This is a genomic window from Serratia sp. CoH_134_PS_4 (assembly GCF_058190535.1).
Window position 1 is genome coordinate 166,609 of the sequence record NZ_JBXWKI010000001.1, and the last position, 19,802, is coordinate 186,410.

General features: G+C 51.5%; 24 protein-coding genes. 17 read left to right on the top strand and 7 right to left on the bottom strand.

Translation table 11 applies throughout. From position 1 onward, the window contains the following. Positions 1-536 precede the first annotated feature (536 nt). The 6 genes from AC2FCQ_RS00760 to AC2FCQ_RS00785 all read left to right on the top strand — a co-directional run bounded on the left by AC2FCQ_RS00760 (position 537) and on the right by AC2FCQ_RS00785 (position 8,434). Positions 537-1,751 (top strand): aspartate aminotransferase family protein, encoded by a 1,215-nt coding sequence (locus AC2FCQ_RS00760; protein WP_209635311.1) that lies wholly within the window; start codon positions 537-539, stop codon positions 1,749-1,751. Positions 1,752-1,803: 52 nt separating this feature from the next. Then, entirely contained in the window at positions 1,804-2,838 is a 1,035-nt protein-coding gene (gene astA / locus AC2FCQ_RS00765) for an arginine N-succinyltransferase (protein ID WP_209635309.1), read from the top strand. Continuing rightward, positions 2,838-4,310 (top strand): succinylglutamate-semialdehyde dehydrogenase, encoded by a 1,473-nt coding sequence (gene astD, locus AC2FCQ_RS00770; RefSeq protein ID WP_490308187.1) that lies wholly within the window; start codon positions 2,838-2,840, stop codon positions 4,308-4,310. The genes astA and astD overlap by 1 nt, the downstream gene beginning before the upstream one ends. A 54-nt stretch (positions 4,311-4,364) precedes the next feature. Next, complete coding sequence (gene astB, locus AC2FCQ_RS00775; RefSeq protein ID WP_209635306.1) at positions 4,365-5,705, top strand: N-succinylarginine dihydrolase; 1,341 nt, start codon at positions 4,365-4,367, stop codon at positions 5,703-5,705. 11 nt (positions 5,706-5,716) lie between these two features. Beyond that, entirely contained in the window at positions 5,717-6,700 is a 984-nt protein-coding gene (gene astE / locus AC2FCQ_RS00780; protein ID WP_490308188.1) for a succinylglutamate desuccinylase, read from the top strand. A gap of 651 nt (positions 6,701-7,351) precedes the next feature. Continuing rightward, complete coding sequence (locus tag AC2FCQ_RS00785; RefSeq protein ID WP_322740270.1) at positions 7,352-8,434, top strand: porin; 1,083 nt, start codon at positions 7,352-7,354, stop codon at positions 8,432-8,434. An 86-nt stretch (positions 8,435-8,520) separates the two neighbouring features. Here AC2FCQ_RS00785 and AC2FCQ_RS00790 read toward each other — a convergent pair whose 3' ends face one another. Together AC2FCQ_RS00790 and AC2FCQ_RS00795 are read right to left on the bottom strand one after the other, a co-directional pair. Continuing rightward, on the bottom strand, positions 8,521-8,748 hold the full coding sequence (locus AC2FCQ_RS00790) for a biofilm development regulator YmgB/AriR family protein (RefSeq protein ID WP_209635304.1): 228 nt from the start codon (positions 8,746-8,748) through the stop codon (positions 8,521-8,523). A 130-nt stretch (positions 8,749-8,878) separates the two neighbouring features. Continuing rightward, the gene (locus AC2FCQ_RS00795) at positions 8,879-9,070 is read right to left on the bottom strand and encodes a YdfD/YebW family protein (protein WP_012145560.1); all 192 of its coding nucleotides are present in this window, start codon (positions 9,068-9,070) and stop codon (positions 8,879-8,881) included. 226 nt (positions 9,071-9,296) lie between these two features. On the opposite strand from AC2FCQ_RS00795, the gene lysM reads away from it, so the two are divergent. From lysM to AC2FCQ_RS00815, 4 genes are all read left to right on the top strand, one after another. Continuing rightward, a complete protein-coding gene (gene lysM, locus AC2FCQ_RS00800) occupies positions 9,297-9,743 on the top strand; it encodes a peptidoglycan-binding protein LysM (protein WP_037419951.1) in 447 nt (148 codons plus the stop codon). A gap of 455 nt (positions 9,744-10,198) precedes the next feature. Beyond that, entirely contained in the window at positions 10,199-10,363 is a 165-nt protein-coding gene (locus AC2FCQ_RS00805) for a hypothetical protein (protein ID WP_209635303.1), read from the top strand. A gap of 97 nt (positions 10,364-10,460) precedes the next feature. Continuing rightward, positions 10,461-11,402 (top strand): pirin family protein, encoded by a 942-nt coding sequence (locus tag AC2FCQ_RS00810; RefSeq protein WP_314588193.1) that lies wholly within the window; start codon positions 10,461-10,463, stop codon positions 11,400-11,402. 427 nt (positions 11,403-11,829) lie between these two features. Continuing rightward, positions 11,830-12,183 (top strand): DUF1304 domain-containing protein, encoded by a 354-nt coding sequence (locus AC2FCQ_RS00815; protein ID WP_209634076.1) that lies wholly within the window; start codon positions 11,830-11,832, stop codon positions 12,181-12,183. 29 nt (positions 12,184-12,212) lie between these two features. Here AC2FCQ_RS00815 and AC2FCQ_RS00820 read toward each other — a convergent pair whose 3' ends face one another. Together AC2FCQ_RS00820 and AC2FCQ_RS00825 are read right to left on the bottom strand one after the other, a co-directional pair. Continuing rightward, on the bottom strand, positions 12,213-12,599 hold the full coding sequence (locus tag AC2FCQ_RS00820) for a helix-turn-helix domain-containing protein (protein ID WP_209634074.1): 387 nt from the start codon (positions 12,597-12,599) through the stop codon (positions 12,213-12,215). Positions 12,600-13,053: 454 nt separating this feature from the next. Next, the gene (locus AC2FCQ_RS00825; protein ID WP_037419942.1) at positions 13,054-13,266 is read right to left on the bottom strand and encodes a YccJ family protein; all 213 of its coding nucleotides are present in this window, start codon (positions 13,264-13,266) and stop codon (positions 13,054-13,056) included. Positions 13,267-13,467: 201 nt separating this feature from the next. On the opposite strand from AC2FCQ_RS00825, the gene AC2FCQ_RS00830 reads away from it, so the two are divergent. Beyond that, positions 13,468-13,707 carry a DUF2766 family protein gene (locus AC2FCQ_RS00830; RefSeq protein ID WP_004945684.1) on the top strand — a complete coding sequence of 80 codons (240 nt, stop codon included), beginning with the start codon at positions 13,468-13,470 and terminating at the stop codon, positions 13,705-13,707. A 42-nt stretch (positions 13,708-13,749) separates the two neighbouring features. Here AC2FCQ_RS00830 and AC2FCQ_RS00835 read toward each other — a convergent pair whose 3' ends face one another. After that, a complete protein-coding gene (locus AC2FCQ_RS00835) occupies positions 13,750-13,983 on the bottom strand; it encodes a YobH family protein (RefSeq protein ID WP_209634072.1) in 234 nt (77 codons plus the stop codon). A 181-nt stretch (positions 13,984-14,164) separates the two neighbouring features. Here AC2FCQ_RS00835 and mgrB point away from each other — a divergent pair, with 181 nt between their 5' ends. After that, positions 14,165-14,308: a PhoP/PhoQ regulatory lipoprotein MgrB gene (gene mgrB / locus AC2FCQ_RS00840; protein ID WP_461531917.1), complete on the top strand. Its 144-nt coding sequence runs from the start codon at positions 14,165-14,167 to the stop codon at positions 14,306-14,308. 98 nt (positions 14,309-14,406) lie between these two features. Next, the gene (locus AC2FCQ_RS00845) at positions 14,407-14,679 is read left to right on the top strand and encodes a YebO family protein (RefSeq protein ID WP_490308189.1); all 273 of its coding nucleotides are present in this window, start codon (positions 14,407-14,409) and stop codon (positions 14,677-14,679) included. Between the two features lie 49 nt (positions 14,680-14,728). On the opposite strand, the gene fos is transcribed toward AC2FCQ_RS00845, so the two are convergent. After that, positions 14,729-15,136, bottom strand: a complete 408-nt coding sequence (fos, locus tag AC2FCQ_RS00850; protein ID WP_265553695.1) for a fosfomycin resistance glutathione transferase — start codon at positions 15,134-15,136, stop codon at positions 14,729-14,731. Positions 15,137-15,306: 170 nt separating this feature from the next. On the opposite strand from fos, the gene AC2FCQ_RS00855 reads away from it, so the two are divergent. The 3 genes from AC2FCQ_RS00855 to AC2FCQ_RS00865 all read left to right on the top strand — a co-directional run bounded on the left by AC2FCQ_RS00855 (position 15,307) and on the right by AC2FCQ_RS00865 (position 17,469). Continuing rightward, positions 15,307-15,621: a phage protein NinX family protein gene (locus AC2FCQ_RS00855; protein WP_265553694.1), complete on the top strand. Its 315-nt coding sequence runs from the start codon at positions 15,307-15,309 to the stop codon at positions 15,619-15,621. 67 nt (positions 15,622-15,688) lie between these two features. Further along, complete coding sequence (locus AC2FCQ_RS00860) at positions 15,689-15,925, top strand: DUF4060 family protein (RefSeq protein WP_037419924.1); 237 nt, start codon at positions 15,689-15,691, stop codon at positions 15,923-15,925. Positions 15,926-16,101: 176 nt separating this feature from the next. Next, positions 16,102-17,469, top strand: a complete 1,368-nt coding sequence (locus AC2FCQ_RS00865) for an amino acid permease (protein WP_490308190.1) — start codon at positions 16,102-16,104, stop codon at positions 17,467-17,469. Positions 17,470-17,508: 39 nt separating this feature from the next. Here the strand turns inward: AC2FCQ_RS00865 and AC2FCQ_RS00870 are convergent, their stop codons facing one another. Continuing rightward, positions 17,509-17,799 (bottom strand): hypothetical protein, encoded by a 291-nt coding sequence (locus tag AC2FCQ_RS00870; protein ID WP_209634062.1) that lies wholly within the window; start codon positions 17,797-17,799, stop codon positions 17,509-17,511. 223 nt (positions 17,800-18,022) lie between these two features. On the opposite strand from AC2FCQ_RS00870, the gene AC2FCQ_RS00875 reads away from it, so the two are divergent. Then, positions 18,023-19,021 carry an MBL fold metallo-hydrolase gene (locus AC2FCQ_RS00875; RefSeq protein WP_490308191.1) on the top strand — a complete coding sequence of 333 codons (999 nt, stop codon included), beginning with the start codon at positions 18,023-18,025 and terminating at the stop codon, positions 19,019-19,021. Positions 19,022-19,802 lie beyond the last annotated feature (781 nt).

A 19,802-nucleotide genomic window follows, 5' to 3' on the forward strand; every position in this document is an offset into this window, starting at 1 on the left:
GGGTTTGCTCTCATAGGGTGCAGTGCCTGCACTGAAGTGGGGCAAAAGTGTGATGGGGCGCATGTCAGGCCAAATTATTTTTGCGAGCGCGATCAGAAATATTGAAGTTTTTTGTAATTGAATAGGATTTCGCAGCCAACGATGATTTTTCGCCTTATTTTTCCAATTATTCATTACCAATGCATATTTATTGAATAAGTATGCATTGTAAGCCGTTGTTTTAGCGTAAAAAAACCAAAAAATTGCCGGAAATCCCAGTTTGGCACGATAGCTGCTCTACACTCTTTATCAAACGGCATGTATTTTAACTGCTCGTTAACATTTATTCCCCGTTCCAGGACCTGATTCCCGGCATAAATAGCGAAAAACGCGTTTGATGTAACAGATTTGTTTCTGAATAGACGGTGAGAGGCAGAGTTATCACCGGTCGAAAAGGAGATGCAACGGCGCTGTTTTTCTTGTTTTGTTGTGGAACATCCGGGCAGGAACGGCCCTTACAGTCAAAATTCAGTCTTTGCTGAAGTTATGAGGTCATTATGGAACAGCCAATCGCAGTTACCCGCCAGTCTTTCGATGACTGGATGGTCCCGGTTTACGCCCCCGCTGATTTTATTTTGGTTCGGGGAGAAGGATCGCAGGTCTGGGATCAACAGGGTAAGTCTTACATCGATTTTGCCGGTGGTATCGCGGTAAACGCGTTGGGCCATGCTCACCCCGTGGTGACGGCAGCGCTGGTGGAGCAGGCGGGCAAACTGTGGCATCTGGGCAACGGCTATACCAACGAACCGGTACTGCGTTTGGCAAAGCAGCTGATTGACGCCACCTTTGCCGATAAGGTGTTTTTCTGTAACTCCGGTGCGGAAGCCAACGAAGCGGCACTCAAGTTGGCGCGTAAACGCGCTCTGGATAAAGGCAACGGCAGCAAAAACCAGATTGTCGCGTTTAACAACGCCTTCCACGGCCGCACGCTGTTTACTGTCTCAGCGGGTGGGCAACCGAAGTATTCAAAAGATTTCGCCCCGTTACCGGGTGGGATCACCCATACACCGTTTAACGATTTGGCCGCTGCGGCTGAAGCGATCAATGACAATACCTGTGCGGTGATTGTTGAGCCGATCCAGGGCGAGGGCGGTGTATTACCTGCTGATCCTGCTTTCCTGCAGGGCCTGCGTGAGCTGTGCGATCGCCATGATGCGGTGCTGATTTTCGATGAAGTGCAAACCGGCATGGGCCGTACTGGCGATCTGTATGCCTACATGCAATACGGCGTGGTACCGGACGTGTTAACCACCGCGAAAGCTCTGGGCTGTGGCTTCCCTATTGGTGCCATGCTGACGACGGATGATCTGGCCAAAACGCTGGGTGTCGGCACCCATGGCACCACCTACGGCGGTAACCCGCTGGCGACGGCCGTGGCCGGTGCGGTGTTCTCTATCATCAATACGCCAGAAGTATTGGATGGGGTGAAACAGCGCCACCAGTGGTTCCTCGACGGGTTGAACAAAATTAATCAGCAATATCCGATTTTCTCTGAAATCCGCGGTGGTGGCCTGTTGATTGGTTGCCAGTTGACGAAAGATTATGCCGGCAAGGCGAAACAGATCACGCAATTGGCCAACGAAGAAGGTGTGATTGCCCTGATTGCCGGCCCGGATGTGGTGCGCTTTACCCCTTCACTGATCATCCCGGAACAGGATGTGAAAGAGGGGCTGGCGCGATTCGCGCGAGCCGTGGCGCGGATTTGCAGCTAATACACAGGCTGCGCCCTTACCGGCGCAGCCTGATCAAGACGAGGTTCGCATTATGATGATTATTCGCCCTATAGAGCGTCGCGATTTGGCTGATTTATTGACGCTGGCCGGTAAGTCCGGCATCGGTCTCACTTCCCTGCCACAAGACGAAGATACCTTGTCGGCACGCATTGAGCGGGCGTTAAAAACCTGGCAAGGCGAACTTCCGCGTGGTGACCAGTGTTATCTGTTTGTCCTGGAGGACAGCGAGCGTCAGCAGGCCGTAGGGGTTTGCGCCATTGAAGTGGCCGTTGGGCTCTCAGAGCCGTGGTACAGCTTCCGCGTCGGGACCCAGGTGCATGCGTCCAAACAGTTGAATGTGTATAAATCGGTGCCGACGCTGTTCCTCAGCAACGATCACACCGGTCATTCCGAATTATGTACGTTATTCCTTGACCCGGACTACCGCCACGGCGAAAACGGCAAACTGCTGTCGAAGGTGCGTTTCCTGTTTATCGCAGCCTTCCGTGAGCGTTTCTCCGAACGGCTGATTGCCGAAATGCGTGGTTTTTCCGATGAGAATGGCCGCTCACCTTTCTGGGAGAGCGTCGGGAACCACTTCTTTTCTATCGAGTTCGCCAAGGCGGACTACCTTAGCGGCACCGGGCAAAAGGCATTTATTGCCGAGCTGATGCCGAAGCACCCGCTGTATGTCGACTTCCTGGCTGAAGACGCGCAAAAAGTGATTGGTGAAGTGCACCCGCAGACAGTACCGGCACGCCGGGTACTGGAGTCGGAAGGCCTGCGTTATCAAGGTTATGTCGATATCTTCGACGGTGGCCCAACGTTGGAAGCGGAAATCGACCATATTCGTGCGGTCAAACAAAGCCGCCTGGTGAAAGTGGTGCTCGATGAGACCCCGATGCGGGCTGATGCGCCGCTCTATCTGGTGGCCAACGATCATTATCAGAATTACCGCGCACTGTTGGTCAATGCCGATCTGTATGACGACCGTCTGCATCTCAATGCCGCCACCGCTGCAGCGCTGGGTGTTGAACAAGGCAGCCCGGTGCGGGTTATCCCCCTTATTGCACAGGAGAAAGCGTAATGTCACATCCTGCACTCTTTATTAATGGCTCATGGCAACAAGGCCATGGCGCTGAGTTCAGTAAAACCGATCCGGTCGATAATCAGCCGCTGTGGCAGGCCAACGCCGCCGATGGCAGCGATGTCGCTGCGGCCTGTGAAGCCGCTCGTGCGGCGTTCCCAACCTGGGCTCGCACGCCTTTTGAGCAACGCGAGCAGATTGTGAAACGTTTTGCTGCGTTGCTGGAAGAACACAAACCGCATTTGGCGGCGGTGATCAGCCGTGAAACCAGCAAACCGCGCTGGGAAACGCTGACCGAAGTACAGGCAATGATCGGTAAAGTGGGGATTTCACTGCAGGCATATCAGACCCGTACCGGCGTTAGCCAGACGGCGATGGCGGACGGTGTTTCCGTATTGCGCCACCGCCCGCACGGGGTGCTGGCGGTGTTTGGGCCTTATAACTTCCCGGGCCATTTACCCAATGGTCACATTGTCCCGGCGCTGCTGGCGGGCAACACCGTGGTGTTTAAGCCGAGTGAGTTGACGCCGCAGACCGCCGAAGAAACTTTGAAGCTGTGGCAGCAGGCCGGTTTGCCCAATGGGGTGATCAATCTGGTACAAGGCGGGCGTGAAACCGGCGAGGCACTGGCCGCCCGTGCGGATATTGATGGCCTGCTGTTTACCGGCAGCGCCGGCACCGGTTATCACCTGCATCGTCAACTGGCGGGGCAGCCTGAAAAAATTCTGGCATTGGAAATGGGGGGTAACAATGCGTTGATTGTTGATCAGATTGAAGACCGCGATGCGGTGGTTAATCTGGCCATTCAATCGGCATTTATTTCCGCGGGTCAGCGCTGCACCTGTTCGCGCCGTATTTTGGTGAAACGTGGCAGTGAGGGCGATGCCTTTATCGAGCGTTTGGTGCAGGTGGCGAGCGCGCTGCGCATAGGCCGTTGGGATGCTGAACCCCAGCCGTTTATGGGCGGGGTAATCTCGTCGGCAGCAGCAGAAAAAATGCTGGCGGCGCAGCATCACTTGCTGGCGTTGGGCGGAAAAGCCTTATTGACCATGCAGCGGCTGGAAAGCGGCAGTGCGTTGCTGAGCCCAGGCATTATCGATGTGACTGGCGTGCGGGACGTGCCGGATGAAGAATACTTCGGCCCACTGACCACCCTCATTCGCTATAACGACTTTGATGAAGCGGTGCGTATCGCCAACCAGACGCGCTACGGCCTGTCGGTCGGTCTGGTGTCGCCGCAGCGTGAGCGTTTTGAACACCTGTTGCTGGAAGCTCGCGCAGGTATCGTCAACTGGAACAAGCCATTGACCGGTGCGTCAAGTGCAGCACCGTTCGGCGGTGTCGGGGCCTCCGGCAACCACCGTCCAAGTGCCTACTACGCAGCGGATTATTGTGCCTGGCCAATGGCGTCGCTGGAAAGCGAAAGCCTGACGTTGCCGGCGAGCCTGTCGCCAGGACTCTCATTTAACTAAGCACTCAGCGTTTTGTTGCGCAGGGCCGAGCCTGCTCGGCCCCAGGAGAACAGCATGTCAGGATATGAAGTCAATTTCGATGGTCTGGTGGGCCTGACGCATCACTATGCCGGATTGTCATTTGGTAATGAGGCATCGACACAGCATCAAAACAGCGTGTCGAACCCAAAGCTGGCGGCCAAGCAGGGGCTGTTGAAGATGAAAGCACTGGCAGATCTTGGCTTTCAGCAGGGCGTTTTGCCGCCACAGGAAAGACCTCACGTGCCAATGCTGCGCAAGTTAGGCTTCAGCGGTAGCGATGAGGCGGTGTTGGCACAGGCTATGCGACAGTCTCCACGTCTGTTGTCCGCATTAAGTTCGGCCTCTTGCATGTGGACCGCCAATGCGGCCACGGTATCACCGTCGGCTGACAGTGCCGATGGCAAGGTGCATTTCACTGCCGCCAACTTGAACAATAAATTCCACCGCGCGATTGAGGCTGAGACGACCTCTGGCGTGCTACGGGCGATTTTTAACGATCCACGCCATTTTGCGCACCACGAGGCTTTGCCGCAGGTGGCATTGTTTGGTGACGAAGGTGCAGCCAACCATAACCGATTGGGCGGCGACTACGGTAAACGTAGTGTGCAAATGTTTGTCTACGGCCGCCAGGAGTTTGGCGGTGAAACGGCTCCGACGCGTTATCCGGCACGCCAAACGCGTGAAGCAGGCGAGGCAATTGCGCGTCTCCATCAGTTGGATGAGCAGCATACGGTATTCGTACAACAGAACCCGGCCGTGATCGATCAGGGTGTGTTCCATAACGATGTCATTGCCGTCAGTAACCAGAATGTGTTGTTCCACCATCAACAGGCATTTTATCAACAGCAGCAAGCGCTGGATGACGTGCGGCGTAAGATGGCGACGTTGGACAGCGAGTTGGTGGCAATTGAAGTACCGACAGCACGCGTGTCTGTTGCCGATGCGGTCGCGACTTATCTGTTTAACAGCCAAATCCTGACTAAGCCCAATGGCAAAATGATGATCGTGGTGCCGGAAGAATCGCGTCAACATCGTGGTGTTTGGGGCTATTTGACGGAGATGGTTGCCGCCGGTGGGCCGATCGATGAAATCAAGGTGTTTGATCTGCGTGAAAGCATGCGTAACGGTGGTGGACCCGCCTGCTTACGGCTGCGTGTGGCGCTGAATGAGCAAGAGTTACGGGCGGTAAATCCGCGTGCAATGATGAACGATACGCTGTTCGTTACCTTGAATGAGTGGGTTGATCGCTACTACCGCGATCGCCTGACGCAAAATGATTTGGCCGATCCGCAACTGCTGCGTGAAGGGCGTGATGCACTGGATGCCCTGACGTCGATTCTCGGGTTGGGCTCGGTTTATCCATTCCAACAATAGGCGAAGCCACCATGTTTGATCTGTTGGCCCTGACGCTGGCGGGGCAGGTTCCCGCCGAGCAGCAGGGTGAGAACGAAAATTTGCACTGGCGTTGGCTGGGAGAAGGCCTGCTGGAAATCACGCCGCGGCAGGATTATCAGCACGCGGTGGTCGTTTCCGCGGGTATCCACGGCAATGAAACGGCGCCGATTGAATTGCTGAATCAGTTGGTCAAGGATGTGCTTTCCGGAGCCCGCCCGTTAGCCGTTCGCCTGCTGGTCGTGCTGGGTAATCCTGCGGCGATGCGGGCTGGCCAGCGCTACTTGCACAGTGACATGAACCGGATGTTCGGTGGCCGTTATCGCGATTTTGACCACAGTGGCGAAACCGCGCGGGCACAACAACTCGAGCAGGTTATCGCGACATTTTTCGATGCTGAGAAAGCGGCACGATTCCATTATGACCTGCATACGGCGATCCGCGACTCGCGGTTGCCACGATTCGGCATTCTACCTTTCCAGACAAGGCCTTACAGTGCGGACATGTTGGCATTGTTGGATGCTGCCGACCTGGATGCGTTAGTGATCCACAGTGCGCCCGGTGGCACCTTCAGCCATTTCACCAGTGAGCACGTGGGGGCTGCCAGTTGTACGCTGGAACTGGGTAAGGCACGGCCGTTTGGCAGTAACGACTTGCAGCAATTTGCCGCTATCAACCGCGCCTTGCAGGCTGCGGTGAGCAATGAGCCTTTACCGCAACGCCCTGGCGACGCACTGCGGGTATTCCGTGTGGAGCGATCGCTTATCAAGCGCAGTGAGGAGTTTAGGCTGCATCTCAGTGACGACACCGCCAACTTTACCGAACTGAAGCAGGGGACCCTGTTGTGTGAGCAACCCGGTGAAGAGTATCGGGTTCAGCATGCCCGCGAGTGGATCTTGTTCCCTAACCCTAAGGTCGCATTGGGGTTGCGTGCCGGCATGGTGTTGATTGAAGCACCGCGTAGCACGCTGTATTGAAGCGTTAGTACCGAATACCTTTTTATACTTATGAAATTTAAGGTTGTAGCGATGTTAGCTGCAACCTTAAATAACAACACTATATCATGCTGCAAATTCCTCTTATTTATCCCTCTTTATATCCCCTGGTTCATCATTGCCATTTTTTTCTTTAATCATTCCCTGCTGTCATTTTTGATGCGTTGGATCTAATTAATTATCCTAAGCGGTAAAAGATTCGATTAAAACGTGATTGAACGCCTTAAATTCACGTGGTGACTTTACTCAGATAAAAATGTGAAATAAGTAACGTTATTAATAACCATGCTAACTTTCATGATATTTACCGATCGAATGGAAAGCATACAAAAAGAAACCAATTTGCACCTAAATGGTGCACTGCACCAATATGGTTATAAGATATGTAGCAAATATCATTATTAATCAATGATTTGTTTTTTGCTTTAATGTAATATTTGGTTACAAATAAACATGCTTTATCCACGGTGTTTTATGAACTTTTTTATTTTAAGTTTGCATTCATGATGCTAATGTCACATGGCTCCTTAATTAGGGGCGCTCATAAAACACTAAATGATAAAGATCACAGCCCAAACCATAAATTGGGCGTGATGGGCAGGATTTTAAAAATTATAATATCTAGGAAAATAAATGATGAAACGCAGTGTATTAGCCTTAGCTATTGCCCTTGGGGCAATCACCTCATTTGCCAACGCGGCTGAAATTTATAATAAAGATGGCAATAAACTCGATCTGTACGGTCGCGTTGCTGCCAAACATGTTTTCAGCAAAGATAAAGGTGAAGATGGTGATATGACTTACGTTCGTCTGGGTTTTAAAGGCGAAACGCAAATCAATGACCAACTGACCGGTTACGGTCAATGGGAATACCAAGTCGCAGCCAACCACGATGAAGCGCAAGGCAGCAAAGGCACCAAAACCCGTCTGGGCTTTGCGGGCTTGAAATTTGCCGACTACGGTTCATTCGATTACGGCCGTAACTACGGTGTCGTATACGACGCAGAAGCTTACACCGACATGCTGCCGGAATTCGGCGGCGACTCCTACAGCTACACCGACAACTACATGACCGCGCGTTCTAACGGCCTGGCAACCTACCGTAACCGTGATTTCTTCGGTTTGGTAGAAGGCCTGAACCTGGCGTTGCAGTACCAGGGTAAAAACGACAGCGACAGCCGTGCAGTGAGCAAGCAAAACGGTGATGGCTACGGTATGTCCCTGGATTATCAGGACATCGGTGGCTCGGGTATCGGCGTGGCTGCGGCATTCTCTGACTCTAACCGTACTAGCGATCAGAAAAAATTGGCTTACGGTAAAGGCGACAGCGCAACGGCCTGGACCACGGCGATTAAATATGATGCCAACCAGGTTTATCTGGCAGCGATGTATGCCGATACGCGCAACATGACGCCAATCAGCGGTAACGGCGTCTCTGGTTTTGCCAACAAAACACAGAACTTTGAAGTTGTGGCCCAGTACCAATTTGAAAACGGTCTGCGTCCTTCTCTGGCCTACGTGCAATCTAAAGGCAAGGATATCGAAGGGATTGGTGACGTCGATCTGGTGAAATACGTGGAAGTGGGTGCGACTTACTACTTCAACAAAAATATGTACACCTACGTTGACTACAAAATCAACCAGTTGAACGACGATAACAAGCTGAAACTGAGCACCGACGATATTGTCGCAGTTAACCTGACCTATCGTTTCTAAGTTTCAACGCTATTACCTTCTTCTTCCTGTGTCGGGAAAAATTGGTAACCAGGCAGAGCGCAAGCTCTGCCTTATTTATTGGGGCTTTATCGTCCTTTCGGGGCCTGGCCCATGACTTCGATGGCGGAGCGCAAGGTAGCAAAGCGCTGCTGATTGGTTTCATGCTCAATTTCATTCACCAAATGCGCCAAAATATTATTGCCGGATACTTTTTTATTGAGATTGATCAGTTGAATAACGGCGCCACCAACAGCCAGGCTGACGTCGCGCAATAGGGCTTCATAATGTTCGTTTGAAAGGGTAGATACGGGCATGGTGCCGTCTCCATATCGTTCGGGTGAAGCAATTTATCAAAATCGTGGCATAAAGCATCGTTGGTATGCCGGCTTTCCAGTGAATTCAGAAATTCCTCAGAAGAAACTAGCAGAAAAGTCGACGGGTATTTTACATTGGCGCATATTCGTTGGCGGGGAGCCAGAAGCCGTCGATGAAGTCCTCAAACGGGAAACAGCCGGCGTGACGCAGATTTTGTTCTTTCATACTGATCAGGCACTGGCGCTCATCGCGCAGGACGTCCACCACGATATCAGCGCAGCCACCATCCAGATAACAGACAAACATCACCAGAGCGTACATTGCGTCTCATGTCCTTCGTCAAGCTTTCCATTCCCTTATTGTAGGTAAGATTGGCGATTGTTTCATGCCTGGCTCGGCCCGACGAGGCGGATTGGCAGCGAAAGGTGGCACTTTCGGATTACTCTAACCGCTTAATACCTCAGGGCCAATTGAATATCCCTCTTGCAGTGCTAAGCTTAACAAGCCTTAAGTCAACGCAACATTGTAACCATCGAAAGGAGTGAATATGGGTTTGTTTAACTTCGTCAAAGAAGCGGGCGAAAAACTGTGGGACACAGTGACCGGCAATGCAACTGCCGAAGACCAAAGCGCCAAACTGAAGGACCATCTCAATAAAACGGGTTTGCCTGGCACCGATAAGGTCGATGTACAGGTGGTGGACGGTAAAGCTGTGGTGACGGGCGATGCAGCCAGCCAAGAGCTGAAAGAGAAAATTCTGGTGGCACTCGGCAACGTGGCCGGCATCAGTGGTGTAGAAGACAAGGTGACGGTAGAGCAATCTGCCGCAGAGAGCCGTTTCTACACGGTGAAGAAGGGCGATACCCTGAGCGCTGTTTCGAAAGAAGTGTATGGTAACGCGAACCTCTACAACAAAATCTTCGAAGCGAATAAGCCAATGTTGTCTAGCCCAGATAAGATCTATCCGGGTCAAGTACTGCGTATTCCGCAATAATTCAGACGCGTTTGCTATAGCCCGATCGTTGGTCGGGCTTTTTAATCTCAATCGGTATAAGTTGGTCTAATTATTCTTTGTTTTCCATAAAACTTATGAATGTCCCACGCCGTTCATCCTTGTCATCTGGGGGGAGTGTTGACCCTGATGAGGAAAATTGATAGCGTCTCAGCCCAACTGAGGTCTGAGCGGTATCGAGCGCGGAATCTGACAAACCCGCCATGGCGGGCTTTTTATTTATCAGCCACCCCTCACAATAACGTTAACGCGTGATGAGTTAAGATAGATTCTGTGAAACAACAGCGTACTACCTCACAAGATAAAAAATACCGTGAAACTTTGGGAGATGCGCAATTTGCTATCATTGTGCTGGCAATAGCGTCTTGCTCCCTGATCATTTTTACGCTGTCAGTCACGTTGTGGCTGACATGACGTCGTTCATTACAGGGGATAAAATGGAGCACAATCTCCACGATGAAACCAAGCTGCTGGCCATTATTGGCCTTTTGGTTTCCGTGCTGCTGGTCGTATCAATACTTTTCGGTGTCACTTATTTTTCTGATCTAAAGCATGCGCGCGATGAAGTCGATATAAAAGGTTGCTATATAAGGGCGCCTTAGCGTTCTGCCTCCCAGGTTGCGTTCTGGTCGCTTGCTCATGCTAAGCTGGCGTCCAGCAACTTACTCAATCTGTGTGCCGTTCTGGAGGTGTTTTACGATGAGCAATTCCCGCCCAACTTACTCTTCATCTTCCCGTGATTGTCCCGTCGTCGACGGTGTGCGCCAGATCCAACGCATTGCCGTGCGCAATGCTGAAGTCGGCGGTATTGCGATTAATCGTGCATTACCCACACGTGAACGTCGCACCGTTGGCGCATGGTGTTTTCTTGACCACGCCGGCCCGTCGGTATTTAGCGGTTCGTCACAGGGTATGGACGTCGGGCCACATCCCCATATTGGGCTGCAAACCTTTACCTGGATGATTGAAGGCGAAGTGTTGCACCGTGACAGCCTGGGCAGTGAGCAGGTCATACGCCCTGGTCAGGTAAACCTGATGACCGCAGGCCGCGGTATTGCACATACGGAGCAATCTACAGGGGAGGACCGACGTTTACATGCCGCACAACTGTGGATTGCGTTGCCCGCCGAATATGCTGACATGTCGCCGCGCTTTGATCATTATTCAGACTTGCCGTCTTGGCTGAGCGCTGGGGTTAAGCAGACGTTGCTGGTGGGAGAATTTCAACAATACCGTTCTCCCGTTATAACGTTTTCACCGTTAATCGCCATTGATTTGGAATGGCAGGAAGACGGATATTTGCAGCTTCCTGTGCGAGAAGATTTTGAAATAGGCTTTTTGCCCCTTATTGGTGCATTTGAGGTTAATGATGAAAAATTTTCACCTGATGAATTTGCCTATTTAGGTAAGAATCTTAACCGTATCGAGTTACATGGCACGAAGGGTAGTCGTGCATTATTCATCGGTGGGTTGCCATTAAACGAGGAGATTCTCATTTGGTGGAATTTTGTTGGGCACAGCAAGGCAGAGATTACGCGTGCACAGCGTGACTGGGAGCAGGGGAATATACGTTTCCCCGATGTTGTTGGCTATTCAGGCCCTCGGATGGCCGCGCCACACCTGCCCTGGAGCGATGTTTGATATCTTCGAGCTATAACAGCGGGAGTGTTTTATTCATTTGGCTCTATTAACGTTAAATTAATGTGATCACAACTCCATGTTTTCGTACCGATATAGTTTATCTGGGAAATAGTGATCTGGCGCAAATAAATGGTCGGAGCAGTGGATTAAGATAACTTCCAAGAAGTGATGTTATCTACCGCTAGTCAGAAGTCTGTGAGGTTATTATGAGCCAAGTACTCTATCGTGCAAGATTGTCCCATGTTGTTATTGCAACGGCGGTGTTTTGGATCTCAATAGCAGCCATGCTGGTTGTTGCTCTGAACTAACTCTGAATGATTATGCAATAAACCCGCTGCGGCGGGTTTTTTTATGACTGGATATTCTCAATATTCTAAAAACGGTTAATACTTATTAAACCAATAGCTGATTAACCTTGTGAAGTGCAATGATAATTCTTTCTAACGTAGTCGTGTTGTTAATTGCCGCGATTCATCTGTATATCCTGATCCTGGAAATGTTTCTTTGGCAGAAGCCGACGGGCAGGCGCGTGTTCGCGACCACCGCAGAGTTTGCGGCGGCAACGCGGATATTGGCCGCCAATCAGGGGCTGTACAACGGATTTTTGGCGGCAGGCCTGGTATGGGGCGTCTGGCGTGCCGATCCCGCTGTGCAGGTGTTCTTCCTGGGCTGTGTGTTGGTGGCAGGGGTCTTCGGTGGGTTAACGGCAAGCCGTAAGATTCTCAGAGTACAAGCGCTGCCTGCATTGGTTGCCTTGTTGATAGTGATATGGGTGCATTAACCCGCCGTGAGGGGCGGCGGGAAAGCGAGTCAGGCGGTTTTCTGATGAATAACGTGCAGCGGCGGAGCGATGTGCAGATCCACGCTCAGATCCTGCCTAAAATCATAAGGCGTGATATTGAACCGTTTTCTGAACATATACGTGAAATGTGATTGTGAGCCAAAACCAAAATCGAGCGCGATGTCAAAAATAGAGGCGTCACTGCTGCGCAATTGGTAAACCGCACCGGCAAGCCTACGCTCACGGATGTACTTACCCAGCGAGGTCCCTGTCGCTTCTTTAAACAGCTTCTGCATGTGCCACAGAGAGTAACCGGAGTATTCGGCCAGCTCTTCGAGATGGATCACTCGTCCAAGGTGAGTTTCGACCCATTTACTGAGGGCGCAGACTAATGAGAGGTGATGTTCTTGTATCATCAGTGCGTCTGTGTGAGATCTACATAGCGCTGAAGTATACACAACTTGCCGCCACGGACAAAAAGCCGCCCGCACCAAGGTGAAATTATTCGGAAAAACCATCGTTAAGTGGCTTGTCAGTGAGAAGGGAAAACGGCTAATCTGAAGTTGCCCGCTACCGCTGATAAAGTGGTTCAGGTCGCAATAAATAATAGCCTAAGCAGAGTCAGCCGTGACAATTCAGCGTTGATGGGGTGATCGCATGTTAATGACAGTGATTATTACTCTGGTTGTAATTGTGGGTGTTGCCGCTTTCATGGTGACACCGGTGATGAGAATGAATAATGCGGAAGGTGTGGGAGGTGAAGAGCCGTGATATCAGGGAACAGCCTAACCCCAAATGGGGGTTGATAGACTTTCGAAAAAGCCTGGGCGCGTAAGTGACCCGGGCTTTTTATTGGTAAGTGCAATCCAATCAGACGTTCTTCCGCTCTACGGTTTCTTCTCCCCAGTACAGTTGGTCGGCACTGGTTTTGGCAAATGCGATTTGCAGCGCTTCATCACTGCCTTCTTCCCAGATTTTTTGTGCCAGAACTTCATCATTTTTTGCCAGTTCAAAAATAGCTTCGGCAATCTCAACCGAGGTTTCACGCACGGTAGCCCAGGATTTCACATTGTGGTTTGCCATAACTTTCTCCTGTTGGGTTGTGGCTGAGGGTTACGTCGATAGACGCAGCGTTCAAACCTTGAGTATAGGTCAATTTAGTCGCGTGTTTTGACGTGCAATGCGCAAGAACGTTGAAAATTCAGTGGCAAACGGACAGGAGGCGGCAAAGCGCCAGGCGGCATGCTATTCTGTGCGGCGTCTGAATTAAGAAGGAAAGTAATTATGTCTGACATGCTGAGCAACGATCAGGAATTGGCCTCCGACCTGGTTGCCTGTCAACTGGTGATCAAGCAGATTTTGGATGTTATCGACGTTATTGCACCAACCGAGGTGCGTGACAAGATGGCAAGCCAACTAAAAAGCATCGATTTTTCCACGCACCCTGCCGGTGCTGATCCCGTGACCCGGCGGGCGATCGAAAAAGCGATTGCTCTGATTGAAATGAAGTTTACCCGCAACTAAGTGCGGGAACCGCCGCGCAGCGGCGGTTCTGGACGGTGGTGATTAATCCACCACCGTTTCGATTTTCTTAAACAGTGGGCAGTCCGACACGCCAATCAGCCCGTTATCACCGTGCAGATATTGCGCTATCACCAGATTGCGCGCTGTCATGTACTTGCATTGTAATCCTAAGCCACCCACGTTTTTATTGCTGCCGACCAGCACGCCATACCCCGAAAATAAAAATACGCCGTACAGCACCGCCAGCGTTACCACCCACTTCATCAGTTTGCCCATTGGGACTCCTTGTTATGTTTTGTCGCTGCGATGATATAGCCATGCGCAGACATCGGGGGCAACGGTAACAATCTGAAAAATCGCCTTCAAGCGGGTTTCTAAACGACAGGTTAAACTTCGTTTAAGTTGTCTGTGATAGCATGTTCAATAGATTATCAAGATAACAATGAGGCTGCTAAATTTGTTGCGAAAAAAAATCTTCGTGATAATCGCCTTCCTCGCGGCCTGCGTATTTTTTTATCTGCTGGCGCTGGATAGCTATTGCGATGAAGGAGGCACTTTTGCGTTGGGGATTTGCTCCGTCACCCGCTTTGTTCCATGGTGAACTGCGCAGCGGTGCGTAACAATTTTCAATCACGATGTTCGCGCCCATATCCAGAGTGCTAAGATGTCCGCCTGTTTTTAGCAGTAGGTAGGGTTTCCATGTACGATTTAGGTTTTGGTCTTAATGGCCTGGTATCGCTGGCCATCGCCGGGTTGGCGCTGGTGGTGGGATTATGGGTCTGGTTCCTGGTGAATCGCGCCAGTGTGCGTGCCAATGAACAAATTCGTCTGCTGCAGGACATTGCCGAGCAGCAGCGTCAGCAAACGGCATTATTGAAAAGCCTGGCGCAGAGCGCGCGTGGCGATAGCGTAACTGACGATGATGATCTCAGTCCTGCGCTGGATTTCAAAGGTTTTATCCCTGAGCGTTAATCAATGAGTGGGCCGGGTGGTGGGGCGAGCCTTACGCCACCCGCCGTGCTCAGAAAAACTCCATCCCCTGATAGGGCTGTGCGCGGCATGCCGCAAGGCGGCTCGCCAAATCACCACTGTGTATTTCTAATTGATGCCCATCGGGGTCGAGAAAGTACAGCGATTCCCCCTCGCTGCGGTTGGTTTTCCACTCTTTAACGCCTGCCTGACGCAGCCGCAATGCAACCGCGGCGAAATCTGCCGCAGCAACGCTAAATGCATAATGGGTATAGTCGCTTGCTGCGTTTACTGCCCGTGCGGGGTCCAATGACAAACACATCCATAGCTCCCCAAGAGACAAATAGGCTCCGTTTTGCCAGCGAGCATGCGGCACAAAGCCCAACAGGTTGCTATAGAAATCGAAGCTACGATTGACGTCGCAAACCGCGAGTGTCAGGTGGTTAAGGCCGTTCAGCATGAGGGTCATTCCAGAGCAAGATAAACCAGGAAAAGTGTAATCAGCCGCGGTGAAAAGTTAAAGCCTGAAAAACATTAGTATGGATAATGTGAAAAGCCATCCTGTTGTCATAAATCTGTCGTATTGGCATCGTAATGTAGCGCCAACTCTACGAAAGATGGATAAAGCCGATGATTAAATGGTATGAAGAAAGCGACGCCGAGGTGAACCGCAGCATTGCGTTGATCACCGGAGAAAATCCGGATAAATGGTATCCCTATGGCGGCGTTAAAGGTAAAGATTATTGCAAGAATCCCTCCGATGCCTGGCCGATTATCTGCGCCAACAAAATCAGTCTGAATGCCGATAGCCAAAGTGATAACCCGCAGTGGCAGGCCCGTATGATTACCCAGCGTGGCGAGTGGCAGGCAGACAGCAACAGCCCACTGCGCGCCGCGATGATCTGCTTCCTGCTGAGTCAGCAAAACAGCGAAATGGTACGTTGAAACACCAGAATTACTGATGATTTTTCCCTTTTTATGACAACAGAACTGTCTCTGGCGGAGCCTGTTTATGAAGCGCATTATTAAAGGTGATAAAAACTTGTCTCATCTGGTGATTGCCCATGCGGCAATCGATCGTCATGCCGAAAGCTTCGGTCAGCGCCGACAGGGCTGGCCTTCAACCTACCTGATAAAATATCAAAACGATCGTGTGGCCGTAGAGGTGGTAACTCGCCGCCAATCCTACGTCGCAACGCTGATGATCGGCGCCCGGAATCTCACTAAACTGTGCGGTTTGTCGGGTTAAAAACGCCCCAACTTTGCCGTTATTCCCCGTATAAAATAGCGCCCTGGCCACCCTTGCCGGGGCGCTACTCCTTGATGCTCACGGGGTTAAGTGTTAAAAAGCCGCCCGCAGATACATTTATTAATTGGCGAAATCTTGCGCAGAAGCGACAGGATCCCACGCCAAATGAGGATAAGATGGGCGGTCAGCAGCAGGATACCCCGCTAAAACGCGGCTTGAAAAATAGACACATACAACTTATCGCCCTAGGGGGCGCCATTGGCACCGGGCTGTTTCTTGGCATCGCGCAAACCATTAAAATGGCGGGCCCTTCGGTGCTATTGGGCTATGCGATCGGCGGTTTTATCGCTTTTTTGATTATGCGCCAATTGGGTGAAATGGTGGTTGAGGAGCCGGTAGCCGGGTCATTTAGCCATTTTGCTTATAAATACTGGGGCGATTTCGCCGGCTTTCTGTCGGGTTGGAACTACTGGGCGATGTTCATTTTGGTCGGTATGGCCGAACTGACGGCCGTCGGCATTTATATTCAATATTGGTGGCCAGACATCCCGACCTGGGTTTCCGCCGCCGTGTTTTTTGTACTGATTAATGCGATCAATCTGGTGAATGTCCGGTTGTATGGTGAAACCGAATTTTGGTTTGCCATCATCAAAGTGGTGGCAATCGTCGGCATGATCGTTTTTGGCGCCTGGCTGTTAGCCAGTGGCAATGGCGGTCCGCAAGCCAGCATCAATAACCTGTGGGAACAGGGCGGTTTTATGCCGCATGGCGTCCAAGGGCTGGTGATGGCGATGGCCGTGATCATGTTCTCATTCGGTGGGCTGGAGATGGTCGGTATCACTGCCGCCGAAGCGGCAGACCCTCGTCGCAGCATTCCAAAGGCCACTAACCAGGTGGTGTATCGCATCCTGATTTTTTATATTGGTTCGTTGACGGTACTGCTTTCGCTCTATCCGTGGGACAAAGTCGTGGAAGGCGGTAGCCCGTTCGTCATGATTTTCCATGCGCTGGACAGCACCCTGGTGGCGACGCTCCTTAACGTGGTGGTACTGACGGCCGCGCTGTCGGTATACAACAGCGGGGTCTATGCCAACAGCCGCATGCTGTTTGGCTTGGCGACGCAGGGGAATGCCCCCAAGGCACTCACACGTGTAAACAAGCGCGGTGTGCCGATGCTGTCAATTGCGCTGTCGGCCCTGGTGACGTCGGTGGGTGTGCTGATCAACTATGTGATGCCCGGTAAGGCGTTTGAGTTGCTGATGGCGTTGGTGGTGTCCACCCTGGTGATTAACTGGGTGATGATTTGCCTGGCACACCTGCGGTTCCGTGCGGCGAAAAATCGCCAAGGCGTCATCCCGGTGTTCAAGGCGTTGTGGTACCCGTTTGGCAACTATCTGTGCCTGGTGTTCCTCAGCCTGATTCTGGTGATCATGTATTTCAGCGAAGGGATCCGTATATCGGTCTTGTTGATGCCGGTGTGGATCTTGCTGTTGTGGATAGGATTTATGCTGACGCGCCGTAAAAACGCGAAAGTACGTCGGTAGTCGTTAACGGAGGCGCTTGATGCGCCTCCGGTTCACGCTTTAGCTGCGTGGCATAAAGGCATTGCCTGGATCCGTGCGGCCCAACCCCAAGAGTTTCCTGCACAGCAGGAACAGGGTGGTGATGATATCGATAGCGACCACGCTAAGCATCAGCACGCCCAGCATGAAGAAACTGACCAGCGCACCCAATAACACCATCAGCGGTGCCGGCACACGTACCCGACGTAGCTTCATTGCGGCATACATTTTCCAATACTGCATCTGCGCCAGCATCGCGCTGCGGATACGGCCCATACGAACACGTGATTTGCGTGATGTAGAACGGCTCATAACTTCTCCTTTTCTGAATGTCCTATAAGTAAATCACAAGGATCTTAAGAGATGCTTAACAGGCTCTAGGCGGCCCTGGCATTCTCGCAAGGACTGTGACAACACAATACGCGAAAAGGTCCCCACGGTGAGCACGGTTCACAACACGTGATGTTCGCGAATCTTGTTATGCTGGCGAAGCTGCCCGTGCAGGGGTGTCCGCAGTGGTCAGGAGAGCAACTGGATGAAGATAACCAATCGTTACTATGATGCCGCCAAGTCGCACCATACCCCGCAGGGCTTTCGTAACCCGGAGCCTTCACTGCGTCGGGAGGGGGATTTAAAGCGCTGGCAGGATGAACGTAAGCAGCAGGGGTTACCCAAACCGCCGCAAATGGGGTATCAGCAGTTTACCGAGCGCTGGTGGCAGCGAGCCGACCTTAGCGGCAGCGATAATAGCATCTGGTGGCTGGGACATGCTTCAATGCTGCTGCGTCTTGATGGCCGCTATATCCTGATCGACCCGGTATTGTCGGAACGCGCATCGCCGCTGAGTTTCTATGGCCCGAAGCGTAAAACGCCACCGCCGTTGACGGTGAAGCAGTTACCCACCGTGGATGTGGTCTTAATCTCACACAATCATTATGACCATCTTGATCGACGTACGGTTCGGCAGTTGGCACGGCGTTTTCCACACGCGACCTTTGTTGTCCCGTTGGGGCTGAAAAATTGGTTCAGGCGTTATCGTCTGCAGCGTGTTGAAGAGCTCGATTGGTGGGATAGCCTGCAATTGGGCGATCTGACGTTCTACGCCACGCCTGCGCGCCACTGGAGTATGCGCACGCTCTGGGACCGTAACCGTTCCTTGTGGTGTGGTTGGGTGATACATCATCCGTCGCTGCGTTTTTATTTCTCGGGCGACAGCGGGTATTCGGAGCGCTTGGCGGATATTGGCACCCGTTTAGGGCCGTTTGACGTTGCGGCTTTGCCGATTGGCGCTTATGCACCACGCTGGTTCATGCAGGAACAGCATATGGATCCGCAGCAGTCGGTGACGCTGTATCAACAATTAAATGCGCCACGGGTCATTCCGATCCACTGGGGGGTTTTTGAGTTAGCTGACGAGTCTTTGGATGAACCGCCTCAGCAATTAAATCTGGCGTTGAGTGCGGCGGGAATCGAGCAGCATCAGTTCCGGCCAATCAAAATTGGTGAGCGCATCGCGTTTGAATCTAACTCTTAAGCGTTAACCCTTTGGTCTGCATGGCCGGTATGCTCAATGTGATTGCCCGCAGGCCAGCCTGGTTGCGGGTTGTAGCCGTAGGGGGCTGTTACGGGCGTTAATCCAGTACCGAGGGCGCGGTATCGTTATCAATAGAGACAATGCGTGCGAAAAGGTAAAATTAATACACCAAATGGACATTGTTATTGGCCGAGCAAATACCCATTCTGTTTTTAAGATTTAATTCCGCGGTACATTCCCACAAACCTCAATGTTATTGTCGTTATTTAATCTCCGTTATGAGTCCGCTATTTATCGCTGCTGCACGGTCATAGTGCGTAAATTCTGATTTTGCATGCTTATGCACCCTAAAGTGGCACGTTATTTGATTTTTTGGGCGATAACGTCGCTGCACAAATTATGTTCATGCTCCCTTGTGGCAATAATGAGCCTCTGTATTATTTCACTGCTGCGGGTAGGCGGAGTAGTGGACGGGCGGCGGTATTCGCGTTGGGCCATCCAGATGGCGGCCTAATGGTCGGATCATCCGATATCCAATGCGCCCGTTCATCGATATTCAAATGTTGTATAAGAAATTCCATAAAGATTCAAAATTTTTAACGTTCTAAGCGTTAAGCAGGGTTTATATGTTGCAACATGCGTGGGTCAATTGGATGAAAGAATTGTTAAAATTCAGTCAGGATGCGGAGTGTAGCGCGGCGTAAGTGTTAAGCAGAAAATAGCTATGGCTTCAACATCTTTTAGTCTATTTAAGCTTATGTTGCTCTCGACCGTTTCAAAT